Raw genomic sequence first — 14150 nt, 5'->3', positions numbered from 1 at the left:
CGCCTTCGGTCGGCTCGGCCGGTCACCTTCGGCCGTACTCCTCGTCGGTGACGGGGGCGCCCCATTCGTTCTCGGCGCCCTGGTCGGCGCCGCCGAGCCCTTCCCACATGGACAGGTGGGTCATGAAGTTGTCGGGGGTCGCGCCGTGCCAATGCCATTCGCCCGGCGGCGTGTACACGGTGTCGCCCGGGTGCATCACCATGACATCGCCGCCCCGGGACTGCACCAGCCCGATGCCGTCGGTGACGTACAGGGTCTGCCCGAAGACGTGACGGTGCCAGACGGTGCGCGAGGAGGGGGCGAAATGGACGAGGGTCGCCCGCATCCGGGACGGCTCGGTGGCCGTGATGATGACGTCCGTCCAGACGTCACCGGTGAACATCTCGGCCGTTCCCTTGCCGGACGGTTGCTTCGGCAGAAAATCCATGGCGCTCCCTCCCAGATGACCGTCCGCCCGCGGCGAACCCGGGGACGGGACGCGCGGACGTACAGGACCCGTCGCGCGGGGTCACTCGTGATCGATTCACGCGGGGATACCCGGCAGCCCGGCCGCAGCAGTGGGCGGAGGAAGAGATGACCGGCCGCGAACCGAACTTTCGGGGCGGGTTGACCTCAGGTCCGGTTGAGTTCCCAGCGTGGTCCTCGCTCCCCGAGTCCGAGGAGGACGGCATGACGGCCGGCGACACCGACGGCAAGGTCCAGACGCCGCGCTCCTGGAAAGCGCAGGCATCGAGGCGGAGCGGTCCCTGGAGAACGCGCGCCCTTCGATCGCGGCCCTGCCGGGCTTCCTGCCCACGATCGCGCACGAGGTCGACCGGCGCGAGCACGCCGTCGAGTGCGGCGCGCTCAAGCACCACCTGCCCTCGGTCGACGACCTCGTACGGGAAAGCCGGGCATTTTCGTGGCGGCTGGGGGGTGAGGTGAAGCCGCGACCTGAAGGCTCGGGACGCGATCGCCGTCAGCGGAAACCCGCGGCGAACGTGCGGCTCAGGTAGGACCAGGTCTCGGCGTCGAGGATTCCCTGCGTCGCGGCCTCGGGACCCTTGGCCTCGATCTTCTTGTAAATGGCGGAGAGGGTGCGCCTGTCGCCCTCCACCATCTCCAGCATGGCCTCGTTCCATCGCCGGGCGAGCGCCTGCGCCGCCGGGTCCGCGGGGTCGGTCTCCAGCCGGATCTCCGTACGGAGTTCCGCGACCAGCGCGGCGCATCGTTCTCTCCAACGGGCGAAGCGTTCGGCGAAGCCCGGTTCCTGATGGCGGCGCCGTGCCCGTTCGAGCTGGTCGGGGCTGAAATGGCTGCCCTGCATGATGGCCTCCATGGTGGCGATGAGCTGGTCGACGGAGGGCTCATGCTCTTTTTGGATCGCCTGTGCGAGCGCGCGGAGCATCTGCCTCATGTGGTGGTGGTCTGCGATCACTCGTTCCACGTGGTCGAGCTGGGTGCGGACGGACGCGCCGAGGTCCGAGGCGTCCCCGTCCAGGGCGCGGGCGATCTCGCGTAGTGGGAGGCCGAGCTGGCGCAGGGCGATGATGCGGTAGAGCCTGCGTACGTCATCGGCCGTGTAGAGGCGATGGCCGCTGGGCGAGCGGGCGGCGGGCCGGAGCAGGCCCACGTCGTCGAAATGGTGCAGTGTACGGATGGTGAGCCCGGTGGCCTTGGCCAGTTCGCCCACGCGCCACCGTCGTCCGTCCATGCCGGAGACGCTAAGACCTCACGTGGGGTGAGGTGCAACAGATGGACCGAAGATCCAGGGCAGGTGGGCTATGCCTGCGTCCGCGTAGAGGTAGCTGCCGGTGGCGAGGCCATAGGCGATGTCTTCCAGGACGGAGCATCGTGCGTAGAAGAGGACTCGTTCTCGGTCACACGGGCCCTCGTAGTGGCGGAGCACTGCCTCGAAGACCTCTGGGCCCAGGTCTCTGTAAAGGAGGGCGAGGTCGTGCATCGGGTCGGTGATGGCGGCGTCCGTCCAGTCGATGATGCCGGTGATGGTGCTCGTACCCACGTCCACCAGGATGTGCTCGGCGCCCAGGTCGTTGTGGGAGAACACGTGCTCTTGCGGCTCGTCGGGGGGTGGCGCGGCGAGGAAGCTTTCGATCCTGGGGCGGTACTCGGCGGGTAGCTGGGACGCGAGCGTTGTCCACAGAACGTCGTTCGCCTTTGCGGGAGGGGTGTCGGGGTTGACGATGGGAGTAGCGGTCCGCCCCCGGGCGGGAGGGGACCGCTTTTTCATCTGGAAGGGTTGTGCGTAGGTCTCTTCGGCGTCCGCGAGCCAGACCGCCAGGGGTTCGACATCGCGGGGGACCAGCCGTTCCATGCCGTCCGCCTGGTGCAGGGCACTCAGGAAACGGCCAAGCGCGGGTGCCAGCAGGAGGGGATCCTTCACCGGGTGCCCCAGCAGGGGGACGCCCGGCAGTTTGCGATAGGCGAGAACGCCCGCCTCGCCATCAACGAAGACGGGTTCGGGCACCGGCAGGGGAGAGAACCCGCTCAGGGCGGCGAGCAACTCGGCCTCGCGCCGGAGGGCACCTGAGTCAAGCCCGTCTCCGTGCTCGCCTTCGAGTCCGTCGCCGTGCTCGACGGCCCGCTCGGTTCCCTGCTCGCCTTTCAGCTCGCCTTGGTGTTCGCCTTCGTGGTCGCCCGTCAGAGCGCCTTTCAGCTCGCTTCCGGCTGCGCTCGGGTGGGCCTTGGGGCGGGGAGCGGGGGTGCCGTGGTTCTTGATGATCCGGATGATCAGGTCGCCGTCGACCTCGTAGGCGCGGTTGTCCAGGCCCTCGCCCAGGACGGTGAGGGATCTGATCTCGCGATCCGGGAGGTGGCGGGCGATGGCGGCGCGGACCCTGGACTCCGGTCCGGGTGACTCGGGAGGGGCCGCGTCACGTGCGGGATCCAGGGGGAAGTCGGTGGGCTCGCCTGGCATGGTGTTCGAGTTCGACGTTCTAGACCTTCACGCCGTCCATCGAACGCAGCGTGGCGGCGGCGCGTTCGCGCAGGAACTCTTCCTCGTCCTTGTCGGCGATGGTGCGCAGGTTGGGTAGGAGCGCCTCGTACCGGGTGTAGGAGGCGGCGAAGATCGAGGCGTAGCGGACGCGGGCGTCCTGGTCGGCCAGGGCGGTGCCGATGCGCTTGATGACCTGCTGGTCGGGTTTGGGGGGTGCGGCCAGGCCCAGGCGGAGCGCGGCCTGGCCTCGGGCGCGGGGGTCACCGGACTGGTCGAACGCCTGGCACAGCTCCTCGACCGTCCACGGGTCGAGGGCCTGCGCGGCGTTCGCGGCGAGGGTCTCCACGACGCCCTTCGGCCTGCCGGTGAGGTAGTAGTAGCCGATGCCGAACATGGCGTCCTGCACGTAGTGCAGCGACCCGGTCTTGAGGACCTGCTTGCCCAGCGTGTGCCCGTCGGCCTGCCAGACGACCTCGCCGTCGGTGCCGGACTCCCGGTCGCGTTCGGTCACGCCGACCATCGGCCAGTGAGCGCCCTTGGCGAACTCGTCGACATGCTCGACCGTCGTCTCGGGGCGGAGGACGCGTCGCCGCGTCACGAAACGATCATCTGTACGAGACATGCGGGGCATTGTCCTGGGCTTTGTCACCGTTCGCCACCGGAATGACGCATTTGGTGCGCTGATCACGTTTCAGGCTCGGTATGGGTTCGGTAAGGGATCGGTGACCGCTCGGCGTGCCCGGCCGGCGCCGGGGCCCGCACCGCGGGGCTCTGGATGGCGGTGCGGGTCCCGGTGCCGGCTTCGCGCAGGGCGCGGCGTCACTTCACCTCGCGGCGGACGAGGCGGATCGTGCCGATGAGGAGGGGGAGGAGCACCCACACGGCCACCGACGTGCCGAGACGGGCCCATTCGACGCCCGTGACGCCGGGTGAGGAGAGGGCCTCCAGGGTCTTGTTGGTGTCCAGCCAGCGGGCCGGGCCGGTGAGCCGCTTCACCATCTCGCCGAGCGTCGTCCACAGGGTCGGCAGGACGAAGTACAGCACGATCGCCAGCGCCGGGCTGCCCAGGACCAGGCCGAACGCCACGCCCATCACGACGAGGACCACCGAGGTCAGCAGGGTCTGGCCGACCAGCTCGGGCGGCAGCGACCAGGACCCCTCCGACCGGCCGGTCGCGCCGCCGATCGCGCGGGCGACGACCGAGCCCGCCAGCCCGATCCCGACGAACGCGGCGCCGAGCAGCGCGCAGGCGGGCAGCTTCGCCGCCAGCACCCGGCGCCGGTGGGGGACGAGCGCGAACGTGGTCAGTGCCGTGCGCTGTGACCATTCGGAGGTGACCGACAGGATGCCCAGGACGGGCAGCAGGATCATCGGCCCGGCCTGGGAGGCGATGAACAGCTCCCGCAGCGTCTGCTCCTTCGCCGGCATCGTGAACAGGATCAGCGGCATCAGCGCGGGCGTGCACAGCGCGATGACGATCAGCAGCCAGCGGCCCGACCGGGTGTCGACGGTCTTGCGCAGCTCGATCAGTGTCAGCCGCGCCAGGGACGGCGCGGGCGGGTCGTCCACGACGGCGGGAGCGGCGTCGCGGGGAGTGGTCACGGTCGCGGTCATCGGGCCACCTCCACGGCGGGCGCGGGTGTTCCGGGCGCGGTGGCGGCGGCCGAAGCCGTGGTGAGGGACAGGAACAGCTCCTCCAGGCCGCCGCCGGACGCCTGGCGCAGTTCCAACAGGACGACCCCGGCCGCGGCGGCCGCGCGTCCCACCGCCTCGGCGGTCCCGTCCACCGCGAGCGTCCCGTCCTCCTGGGGCCGCGCGGTCAGGCCCGCGGCGGTCAGCGCGTCGCGGAGCGCGGCGGGATCCAGGCCGCGCACCAGCATCGGTCCGGGCGCGGACAGCAGGTCCTCCTTGGCGCCCTGGGCGACGATCCGGCCTCCCGCGATCACCACGAACCGGTCGGCCACCGCCTCCACCTCGCGCAGCAGGTGGGACGACAGCAGCACCGTCCCGCCCCGGTCGGCGAAGTCCCGCAGGAGCGACCGCATCCAGAAGATGCCCTCCGGGTCCAGGCCGTTGGCGGGCTCGTCCAGGATCAGCACGCTCGGGTCGCCGATCAGCGCCTGCGCGAGCCCGAGCCGTTGCCGCATGCCCAGCGAGTACCCGCCGACGCGGCGGCGGGCGGCCTTGGCGGGCAGCCCGACGCGCTCCAGCGTCTCGGTGGCGCGTTCCCGTTCGACCCCGAGGAGCCGGGCGGTCAGGGCGAGGGTCTCGCGCCCGGTCCGCCCCGGATGCATGGCGGCGGCGTCCAGGAGCACGCCGACATGCCGGCCCGGGTTGGCGATCCGCCGGTACGGGACGCCCTTCACGGCGGCGGTGCCCGAGCTCGGCGGCGTCAGCCCGCAGATCATCCGCAGGGTCGTGGACTTGCCCGCGCCGTTGGGGCCGAGGAAGCCGGTGACGGTGCCGGGTTCGCAGCGGAACGACACGTCGTCGACCGCCACGACCTCCCCATAGCGTTTGGTGAGCCGTTCAGCCTCGATCATGCGTCCAGGGTGGCGGGACGTCGCCCGCCGCCGCGTCGGCCGATGGTCGAGCGCGCGGAGCCGGAAGTCGACCGCCCGGCGCCGGTCGGCTACGGCGTTCCCGTGGCCTCGCCGTCCCGCTCGCCCGCGTCGTGGACGAGCAGCGCGATCTGCACCCGGTTGTTCAGCTCCAGCTTGGTCAGCAGCCGTGACACGTACGCCTTGACCGTCGCCACGCTCAGCGACAGCTCCTTGCCGATCTCGCCGTTGGTACGGCCCCGCCCGACCAGCGCGGCCACGGCCCGCTCGCCCTCGCTGAGCCGTCCCAGCAGCTCGCGGGCCCGTTCGCGGCGCGGGTCGACGCCGGTCCCGGCGACGTACGACATCATGCGGCGCAGCACCGCGGGGGACAGCATCGGCTCGCCCGCCGCGACCTGCCGGATGGCGCGGATGATGTCGGGCGGCGGCGTGTGCTTGAGCAGGAACCCGCTGGCACCGGCGCGCATCGCGCGCAGGATGTGGTCGTCGGTGTCGAACGTGGTCAGGATGATGATCTCGGGCGGGTCGCGGCGCGCGCGCAGCAGCTCGGTGGCCGCCAGCCCGTCCAGGCGCGGCATCCGGATGTCCATCAGGACCACGTCGGGGCGGTGCCGGTTGACCGCGGGCACCACCTCGGCGCCGTCGGCCACGTCCGCGACCACGCGCAGGTCGTCGGCGGCCGCCAGCATCATCGTCAGTCCCGCGCGGACCAGGGCGTCGTCGTCCACGATCAGGACGCGGATCGGCGGTCTCCCGGTGGGGTCGCTGGCGGATTCCATGGTGACAACCCTATGAGCCGACGGGCGGGGGAAGCGTGGCGTGGAGGCGGAACCGGCCGTCGTCGGTGCGGCCGTGCTCCAGCTCCCCGCCGAGCATGGTGACGCGTTCACGCAGGCCCACCAGGCCCATGCCCGCTCCGGGCAGGCCCGTGCCGTGCACGGCCGGTCCCGGCGGGAGCGGGTTGACGATCTCGACGCTGAGCCCGCCCGCGCCGGTGGCCGCGACGGTCACCCGCACCAGGGCGCCGGGGGCGTGCTTGCGGGCGTTGGTGAGCCCCTCCTGGACGATCCGGTACGCGTGACGCCCGATCCGGGACGGCACCTGGTCCGGGTCGGGCACCCGGTCGTCCAGCGTGACGTGCGTCCCGGCGCGCCGCGACTCCTCGATCAGCGCGGGCAGGTCGGTGAGGGCCGGCGGCGGCCGCTCGGCGCTCTCGCCCGTGTCCTCGGGAGGCGCGTCCCGCAGCATGCCGATCACCTGGCGCAGGTCCTCCATCGCCTCGTACGCGCTGCGCCGGATGATCCCGGCGGCCTCCCTCTGCTCGGGGGGCGCGTCGGCGTGGAACTCCAGCGCCCCGGCGTGGACGGCCAGCAGCGAGATCCGGTGGGCCAGCACGTCGTGCATCTCCCGGGCGATCCGCTCCCGTTCCAGGTGCCGTGCCTCCTCGACGCGCAGCCGCTGCCCCTCCTCGGCCTGCCGCGCCCGTTCCTTGAGCGACTCGATGAGCTGCCTGCGCGAGCGGACCAGCAGCCCGGTGGCGACCAGTGCCACGTACATGGACAGGAACACCGACATCGCCTCGACCCGCTCCTGCCTCCCCATTCCGGGCACCACGGTGAACGCGAAGACGATGAACCCTCCGTTGAGGGCGGTCACCAGGGCGGTGGCCCGCCACGAGCAGTGCAGCGCGACGGTGAACACGCCCATCGCCGGCGTGCCCCACGCCGACCCGGAGAAGACGGCCATGACGGTCAGGACGAGGGTGACCGCCACGGGGCGGCGCCGCCGGAACACCAGCAGGATGAGGCAGGCGACGATCCCGATCGCCAGGTCGCGCACGGTCTGCGTGGTGGAGGGCTGCGGACGGGTCTCCTCGGCGCCGACGAAGGCCAGGGACCCGATGCACGCGGCGACCGCCACCACCGACACGTCACGCGCCGCCTGGGCCAGGACCGGGCTGCGCAGGGGCGAGCGGAACCTCACCGGATCAACGGTAGCCAGCATCCGGCCGGCACCGGCAGCGCCCAAAGTCGAGTGGCCCGTCTACTTTGGTCACTCCAGCGGGAGGCCCCGGACGGGGGCGCCCAGCGCGCTGCCCTTGACCCAGTCCTCCCAGGACTTGGCCCACGGCGTGGGGCCGTTGCCGAATTGCAGCTTGCGGGTCGTCCCGGTCACCTCGATGATGTCGCCGCGGTTGGTGAAGTGGTAGAACCACTTGGCGTCGGCCGGGGACGCGTTGACGCAGCCGTGGCTGACGTTGGCGCTTCCCTGCGCGCCGGTGGACCAGGGCGCCGAGTGGACGAACGTGCCGCTGTAGGTCATCCGGACGTTCCACTTGGTGGGCGTCCGGTACTCGCCGGGGTTGCCGGTGGTGGCCGAGTCCATGACCATGTCGGCCACCTTCTCCTGGGCGATCATCTTCCCGGAGTAGCTGTCGTCGCCGGGCTTGCCGAGGCTGACCTTCATCGTGCGGACGGTCCGGCCGTTCTCGGTCACCGTCGCCCGGTACTTCTTCGCGTCGATCAGGGTGATGTGCCGCGGCCCGACGGTGAACGTGGCCGTGCGGTCCTTCACGCCCCACAGGCCCTCCCCGGCCCGTACCCCGGCCAGGTGGGCGATGACCTTGACCTTCTGCCCGGTGGGCCAGTAGTCGCGGGGACGGAAGTCCACCTCCTTGTCGCTGATCCAGTACCAGGCGCCCTCGACGGGCTTGGACATGCGCACTTCCAGCGACCGCTCGACGTTCTGCTTGCCCTGCTTGGTGGTGACCGGCTTGGACAGCAGCAACTGGATGGGCATGCCCACGCCGACCTTCTCGCCGTCCAGCGGCGCCATGCCGCTCTCCAGCTTGGCCGTGGGCGTCAGGGTGGTGAAGGTGGACGTGGCGGTGCCCGCCTTGCCGTCCTTGGCCGTGCTGCGGGCCGTGACGGTGTAGGTGGTGGACGGCTTCAGGCCCCACGACGAACGCCACGAGGTGCCGTCGGCGGCGAGCTTGCCCTCCGCCTTGCGTCCCTTGCTGTCGGCGAGCGTGACGCCGGCGAGCCTGCCCTTGTCGACCTTGACCACCACGGGCTGGTCGGGCGCCACGCCCTTGGCCCCGTTCGCCGGGGTGATGGTGAGTTTGGGAGGAGCGGCCTCCCCTTCCTTGCCGCCTGGTGTGCCGCCGTCGCCGGAGGAACACCCGGCGACCGCCAGTACCAGCGCGGCCGCCACCGCCGTGAACGCCCCGATCGCCCGACCCTGGAGCACCTGTGACCCTCCTCGCCATGGGATGCCGTGCACCCGCAAGGGGACATTCCCCAGGAAGTCACAATATTCGGGTATAGGCCGGGCGATGACCAGGGGCGGGCGTCACGGCGAGCCGATGCGGTCCATCCCCGGCGGCAGCCGGGACGCCGCCGCGCGGTCGAGCAGGAACAACGTGCGCTGGCGGCCCCGCGCGCCCGCCGCCGGCACCTGCACGGGCCCGGCGCCCGACAGCGCCATCCGCACCGCCGTGGCCTTGGACTCGCCCGCCGCCAGCACCCACACCTCGCGCGCCGCCCGGATCGACGGCAGCGTCAGCGACAGCCGCGTCGGCGGCGGCTTGGGCGCGCCGCGGACCGCCACCACGGGACGCTCGTCGTACAGCGCGGGCATCTCCGGGAACAGCGACGCCACGTGCGCGTCCGGGCCGATACCGAGCATCAGCACGTCGAAGGACGGCACCGGCCCGTGATCCTCGGGACGGGACGCGGCGCGCAGCTCCTCGGCGTACCGCCGCGCCGCCGCCTCCGGATCGTCGCCGTCCGGGCCGTCGGCCGCGGGCATCGGATGCACGCGGGCCGGGTCGGCGTCCACCTTGTCGAGCAGCGCATTACGGGCACCGGTCTCGTTGCGCTCGGCGTGGCCGGACGGCAGGAAGCGCTCGTCGCCCCACCAGATGTCCAGGTTCCGCCAGTCGATGGCCTCCCGCGCGCCGGACGCGGCCAGCTCCGCCAGCACGGCCGTGCCCACCCCGCCGCCGGTGAGCACCACCGACGCGGTGCCGCGCGCCGCCTGCACGTCCACCAGGCGGGTCACCAGCCGCGCGGCGGCGGCCTTGGCCAGCAGCGACTGGTCGCTGTGGATCAGCACTCCCGGCGTGGCGCTCATGGAGCCTCCGTGCCGCCATCGAGGCCGGACACCGGGTCCTCGGGCAGCTCGGGCGTCGCGCCGGAGGTCTCGGCCGCCTTGGCGCCCGGCGGCACCTCCGCCTGCGCGGCCACGGCCGCCAGGTCCTTGGCGAAGCGGGCCGCCGCCTCGTGGTAGACCTCGTCGGGGTCGAGCCTGCGCAGCTCCTCGGCCAGCAGCTCCGGCAGCGGCCGCCGCATCAGCGACACCTGCCGGTCGGGCTGGTCGGGACGCGACAGCGTCGCCACCCGCCCGTCGGGCCGCGTCACCGTGATGTCGCCGTCGGCCGTGACCAGCCGCACCCCGGTGATGCCGGGGCCGTCGGAGGCCGACCGCGAGAACGGGACGCCCAGCCGCAGCGACAGCCAGGCCGCCAGAAGCTCGGCACTGGGGCTGTCCGGCTCCGCCGTCACCTCGCCCGCGGTGATCTCCGCGTGCTCCTGGTCGAGCGCGGCGGCCAGCAGCGACCGCCACGTGGTGAGCCGGGTCCAGGTGAAGTCGGTGTCGCCGGGCCGGTAGACCTGCGCCAGCCGGGCCAGCGTGCCCAGCCGGTCGGGCGCGGCGTAGGCGTCGGTGACCCGGCGCTGCGCCAGCTTGCCCAGCGGGTCCTTGCTGGGCGTCTCCGGCACCCTGCCGCCCGGCCACCAGGTCACCACGGGCGTGTCCGGCATCAGCAGCGGCACCACCACCGAGTCGGCGTGCAGCGCCAGCGGCCCGTACATCCGCAGCAGCACCGTCTCGCCCGGCCCGGTCTCGCCCAGCCGGATCTCGGCGTCCAGCCTGGAGGAGTTGCCCCGCGAGTCCCGTGAGATGACCGTCAGCACCCGGCAGGGATGCTCACGGGCCGCCTCGGTCGCCGCGCGCACCGCGTCGTACTGCGCCGACTCGTCCGTCACGATGATCAAGGTGAGCACCATGCCGACGGCGGGGCCGCCCATCAGGTGCCGGGCCTGCGTCAGCGCGTCCTGGATACGGCGCGTGGTGGTGTTGGTGAGGTCGATGTTCACGTGTTCCCGCTCCTAGAGCCGCCGCCAGGAGCGGCCGTCGCGCGCCATCAGCTCGTCGGCGCTCTCGGGCCCGTAGCCCCCGGACTTGTACTGGTCCATCCCCGGGGTCGCCGCCCAGTGCTCGGTGATCGGGTCGAGGATCCGCCAGGACAGCTCGACCTCCTCCTGCCGGGGGAACAGGGGCGGATCGCCGATCAGCACGTCCAGCAGCAGCCGCTCGTACGCCTCGGGCGAGGACTCGGTGAACGACTCGCCGTAGGCGAAGTCCATGTTGACGTCGCGGATCTCCATCGAGGTGCCCGGCACCTTCGAGCCGAACCGCACCGTGATGCCCTCGTCCGGCTGCACCCGCATCACCAGCGCGTTCTCGCCCAGCTCCTCGGTGTCGGTCTGCGAGAACGGCAGGTGCGGCGCCTGCTGGAACACCAGCGCCACCTCGGTCACCCGGCGGCTGAGCCGCTTGCCGGTGCGCAGGTAGAACGGCACCCCCGCCCAGCGCCGGTTGTCGATCTCCAGCTTGATCGCGGCGTAGGTCTCGGTCCTGGAGTCGGCGGGGATGCCGTCCTCCTCCAAGTAGCCGCGTACGTTCACGCCGCCCTGCCAGCCCGCCGCGTACTGGCCGCGGGCGGTCGAGGCGTCCAGGTCGCCCGGCACCCGCACCGAGGACAGGATCTTGGCCTTCTCCGCCCGGACCGCCTCCGCGCTGAACGAGGTCGGCTCCTCCATCGCGGTCAGCGCCAGCAGTTGCAGGAGATGGTTCTGGATCACGTCCCTGGCGGCGCCGATCCCGTCGTAGTAGCCGGCCCGCCCGCCGATGCCGATGTCCTCGGCCATGGTGATCTGCACGTGGTCGATGTACGAGCGGTTCCACAGCGGCTCGAACATGGAGTTGGCGAACCGCAGCGCCAGGATGTTCTGGACGGTCTCCTTGCCCAGGTAGTGGTCGATCCTGAAGATCGACTCCTCGGGGAAGACCTGGTGCACGGTGTCGTTGAGCTCCTTGGCGCTGGCCAGGTCGTGCCCGAACGGCTTCTCGATGACCACCCGCCGCCAGGACCCGTCGCCGTGGTCGGCCAGCCCGGCGCGCTGCAACTGCTCCACCACCTGCGGGAAGAACTTCGGCGGGATCGACAGGTAGAAGGCGTAGTTGCCGCCGGTGCCGCGGACGACGTCCAGCTCCTTGACCGCCATCGCCAGCGCGTCGAACGCGCCCGGGTCGTCGAACTCGCCGGGGACGAAGTGCATCCCCTCCGACAGGTGCTTCCAGACGTCCTCCCGGAACGGCGTCCGGGCGTGCTCCTTGACCGACTCGTAGGCGATGTGCCGGAAGTCCTGGTGGTCCCAGTCCCGGCGGGCGAACCCCACGAGGGAGAACCCCGGCGGCAGCAACCCGCGGTTGGCCAGGTCGTAGATGGCGGGCAGCAGCTTCTTGCGGGACAGGTCCCCGGTGACACCGAACAGCACCAGCACGCACGGCCCCGCCACCCGAGGCAACCGCTTGTCCCGGGGATCCCGGAGCGGGTTGGGTGTCTTGGTCACGTGAGGGCCCCCTCTTTCCAGATCATCGATGCCGTCCAGTCGACGGCCGCGCCGACCCGGTCGCCGTCGCGGACGCGTCGTCGCTCAGCGGTACGCACGTGCGGCCGCCGTATCCTCACCCCGCCGCTCGACGTTCCCTATCGCATAGGGGTATACGCCACCGCCGAGGTGATCATTCCCGATCCCGGGCCGCTCGTCGGATGCCTGCCCCCGATCGCGCCCGACGAACACCGGCGTCATGCCCACGCCGCCGTCCCGGCGACCTCGGACAGCCGCCGCGCGCCCTCCACGGGGTCGCGCAGATGCAGCCGCACCACGGGCAGCCCGCGGCGCCGCAGCGCCCTCGTCTCGGCGATGGCGCGGGCCAGCCGCAGCCTCGCCAGGCTGTAGGGGCGGCCCGCCACCGGCTCGACGGCCAGCGGGTCGTCGGCGGGCGGGTCGCCGCTCACGATCAGGAACGCGCCGGTGCCCGGCCCGTCCAGGTGGACCGGGCCGGTGGCGTGCAGGTGCGCGGGGCCCGTCCCGTAGGTCACCGGGCGGCCCGACCGGCGGGCCAGCCCCGGCGCCGGCTCCCGCCCGGTGAAGCCGCCGGTGACGAACGAGGAGACCGACAGGTAGCCGTCCCAGGGGACGCCCTCCACCAGCGCCTCCAGCGTCATCGGGAGGTCGGCGCGGCCCACCCCGCCAGGCCAGACGAAGTCGGCGTGGATCTCGATGTCGCCGTCCACGTACGCGGGCCGCTGGTCGGGCAGCGGGCCCTGCCCGGCCGCCCGCAGCATCGTCACCGCGTCGTCCTCGATCTCCCGCGCCACCGCGCCGGCCGGCTCGAACGGGTTCACGCCCATCAGCCAGCCCGCCACCGCCGCGGCGTACTGCCAGAGCAGGAACTGCGCGCCCAGCGGCGCCCACACCGAGGTGTCGGCCTCCGAGGGCCCCTCCCGCGGGTTGATCTCCAGCGTGTGCGCGTCGGGGATCGGGCCGGGGCCGCCCGGCGGCTCGAACGCCAGCAGCCCCCGCCCCTGCCTCCCGGTGGCGCAGGCCAGCAGGTGGGTGATCCAGGCCGACAGGGGACCGCCGCCCGGCGGCTCGTGCAGGATCACCTTGTCCTGGGGCCGCCCGTCGGCGCCGCGTTGCGCGCAGCCGCCGAGGATCGCGCCGAGCAGCAGCCCCGGGTTGTCGTCGTCCTTGGACAGCGACGGCAGCAGCGTCGCCGCCTCGTCCAGCAGCGTGTGCGCGTCCGCGCCCGCCAGGACGGCCGGGACCAGCCCGTACGCCGACAGCGCGCTGAAATGACCGGGCAGGTTCGGGTCGGTCAGGCCGATGCGGAACGCGCTCTGCTTGGCGTACTCGTGCAGCGGGCTGCCATGATCGGTGATCACCAGGAACCGGCCGGCGATCTCCTGCTCGGACATCCCCAGCGAGCGGAACGCCTCGGAGAAGATCCGCCGGTACGCGTCGCCTTCGAGGGACACCCCGGACTTGCTGGACAGCACCACCAGGGTCCGGTCCAGCCGCTCCAGCGCGCGGCCGAGCACGGCGGTGTCGCCGCCGTCCAGCACCGTCAGCCTGGAGGCCGCGGGCCCGCCCGCCATGATCGCCTTGGCGGCCAGGCTCTCGGCGCCCAGCCCGATCAGCACGATGTGGTCCAGCCCCGTGTAGCGGATCTCCGCGACCAGTCCCTCGATCTGGTCCAGCAGCCCGCGGGAGGCGAACGGCAGGTCGAGCCAGCCCAGCCGGCCGTGGTCCACCGCGCGCCGCCCCCACAGGCGCGGATCCTTGGCGGCGAGGGCGGCGGGCACGCCGCAGCTCACGAGGTAGTCCCGTGCCTGTAGTGCCGCGTCCAGCACGTCGCCGCGCGTCAGTACGTCGAATCCGGACACCGTTCCCTCCCGGCCTCCTATGGTTCCAGGAGTGAACGGGCGTCCGCGACCTTCTGGGCGATCCTGTGCGATC

Annotated in this window: 14 protein-coding genes; 1 reads left to right on the top strand and 13 read right to left on the bottom strand. The window is 72.2% G+C overall.

Features of this window, described 5'->3' with window-relative positions:
• Positions 1-22: 22 nt before the first annotated feature.
• Positions 23-427, bottom strand: a complete 405-nt coding sequence (locus QSK21_RS20820; RefSeq protein ID WP_285698159.1) for a (R)-mandelonitrile lyase — start codon at positions 425-427, stop codon at positions 23-25.
• A gap of 208 nt (positions 428-635) precedes the next feature.
• On the opposite strand from QSK21_RS20820, the gene QSK21_RS36160 reads away from it, so the two are divergent.
• A complete protein-coding gene (locus QSK21_RS36160; protein ID WP_352231302.1) occupies positions 636-995 on the top strand; it encodes an imine reductase family protein in 360 nt (119 codons plus the stop codon).
• Here QSK21_RS36160 and QSK21_RS20815 read toward each other — a convergent pair.
• From QSK21_RS20815 to QSK21_RS20760, 12 genes are all read right to left on the bottom strand, one after another.
• Positions 959-1693 carry a MerR family transcriptional regulator gene (locus QSK21_RS20815; protein ID WP_285698158.1) on the bottom strand — a complete coding sequence of 245 codons (735 nt, stop codon included), beginning with the start codon at positions 1691-1693 and terminating at the stop codon, positions 959-961. The two genes, QSK21_RS36160 and QSK21_RS20815, sit on opposite strands and share 37 nt — an antisense overlap.
• A gap of 18 nt (positions 1694-1711) precedes the next feature.
• Positions 1712-2917: a phosphotransferase gene (locus QSK21_RS20810; RefSeq protein ID WP_285698157.1), complete on the bottom strand. Its 1206-nt coding sequence runs from the start codon at positions 2915-2917 to the stop codon at positions 1712-1714.
• 19 nt (positions 2918-2936) lie between these two features.
• Positions 2937-3536 (bottom strand): HEAT repeat domain-containing protein, encoded by a 600-nt coding sequence (locus tag QSK21_RS20805; RefSeq protein ID WP_285698155.1) that lies wholly within the window; start codon positions 3534-3536, stop codon positions 2937-2939.
• A gap of 221 nt (positions 3537-3757) precedes the next feature.
• A complete protein-coding gene (locus QSK21_RS20800; RefSeq protein WP_285698154.1) occupies positions 3758-4552 on the bottom strand; it encodes an ABC-2 transporter permease in 795 nt (264 codons plus the stop codon).
• The gene (locus QSK21_RS20795) at positions 4549-5481 is read right to left on the bottom strand and encodes an ABC transporter ATP-binding protein (RefSeq protein WP_285698152.1); all 933 of its coding nucleotides are present in this window, start codon (positions 5479-5481) and stop codon (positions 4549-4551) included. The genes QSK21_RS20800 and QSK21_RS20795 overlap by 4 nt, the downstream gene beginning before the upstream one ends.
• 89 nt (positions 5482-5570) lie before the next feature.
• A complete protein-coding gene (locus tag QSK21_RS20790; protein ID WP_285698150.1) occupies positions 5571-6278 on the bottom strand; it encodes a response regulator transcription factor in 708 nt (235 codons plus the stop codon).
• A 10-nt stretch (positions 6279-6288) separates the two neighbouring features.
• Positions 6289-7482 (bottom strand): sensor histidine kinase, encoded by a 1194-nt coding sequence (locus QSK21_RS20785; protein ID WP_285698149.1) that lies wholly within the window; start codon positions 7480-7482, stop codon positions 6289-6291.
• Positions 7483-7551: 69 nt separating this feature from the next.
• Complete coding sequence (locus QSK21_RS20780; RefSeq protein ID WP_285698147.1) at positions 7552-8748, bottom strand: L,D-transpeptidase; 1197 nt, start codon at positions 8746-8748, stop codon at positions 7552-7554.
• 102 nt (positions 8749-8850) lie between these two features.
• On the bottom strand, positions 8851-9633 hold the full coding sequence (pgl, locus tag QSK21_RS20775) for a 6-phosphogluconolactonase (RefSeq protein ID WP_285698146.1): 783 nt from the start codon (positions 9631-9633) through the stop codon (positions 8851-8853).
• Positions 9630-10658, bottom strand: coding sequence for a glucose-6-phosphate dehydrogenase assembly protein OpcA (locus tag QSK21_RS20770; protein ID WP_285698143.1), 1029 nt, complete (start codon positions 10656-10658; stop codon positions 9630-9632). The genes pgl and QSK21_RS20770 overlap by 4 nt, the downstream gene beginning before the upstream one ends.
• 12 nt (positions 10659-10670) lie before the next feature.
• A complete protein-coding gene (zwf, locus tag QSK21_RS20765; protein WP_285698141.1) occupies positions 10671-12197 on the bottom strand; it encodes a glucose-6-phosphate dehydrogenase in 1527 nt (508 codons plus the stop codon).
• Between the two features lie 236 nt (positions 12198-12433).
• The gene (locus QSK21_RS20760) at positions 12434-14077 is read right to left on the bottom strand and encodes a phosphoheptose isomerase (protein ID WP_285698140.1); all 1644 of its coding nucleotides are present in this window, start codon (positions 14075-14077) and stop codon (positions 12434-12436) included.
• Positions 14078-14150: the final 73 nt, after the last annotated feature.

The sequence above is a fragment of the Actinomadura sp. NBRC 104412 genome (genome assembly GCF_030269515.1).
GTDB lineage: Bacteria > Actinomycetota > Actinomycetes > Streptosporangiales > Streptosporangiaceae > Spirillospora.
The sequence above is the reverse complement of the archived record's forward strand: the minus strand, read 5'-3'. Positions and strand labels throughout refer to the sequence as shown.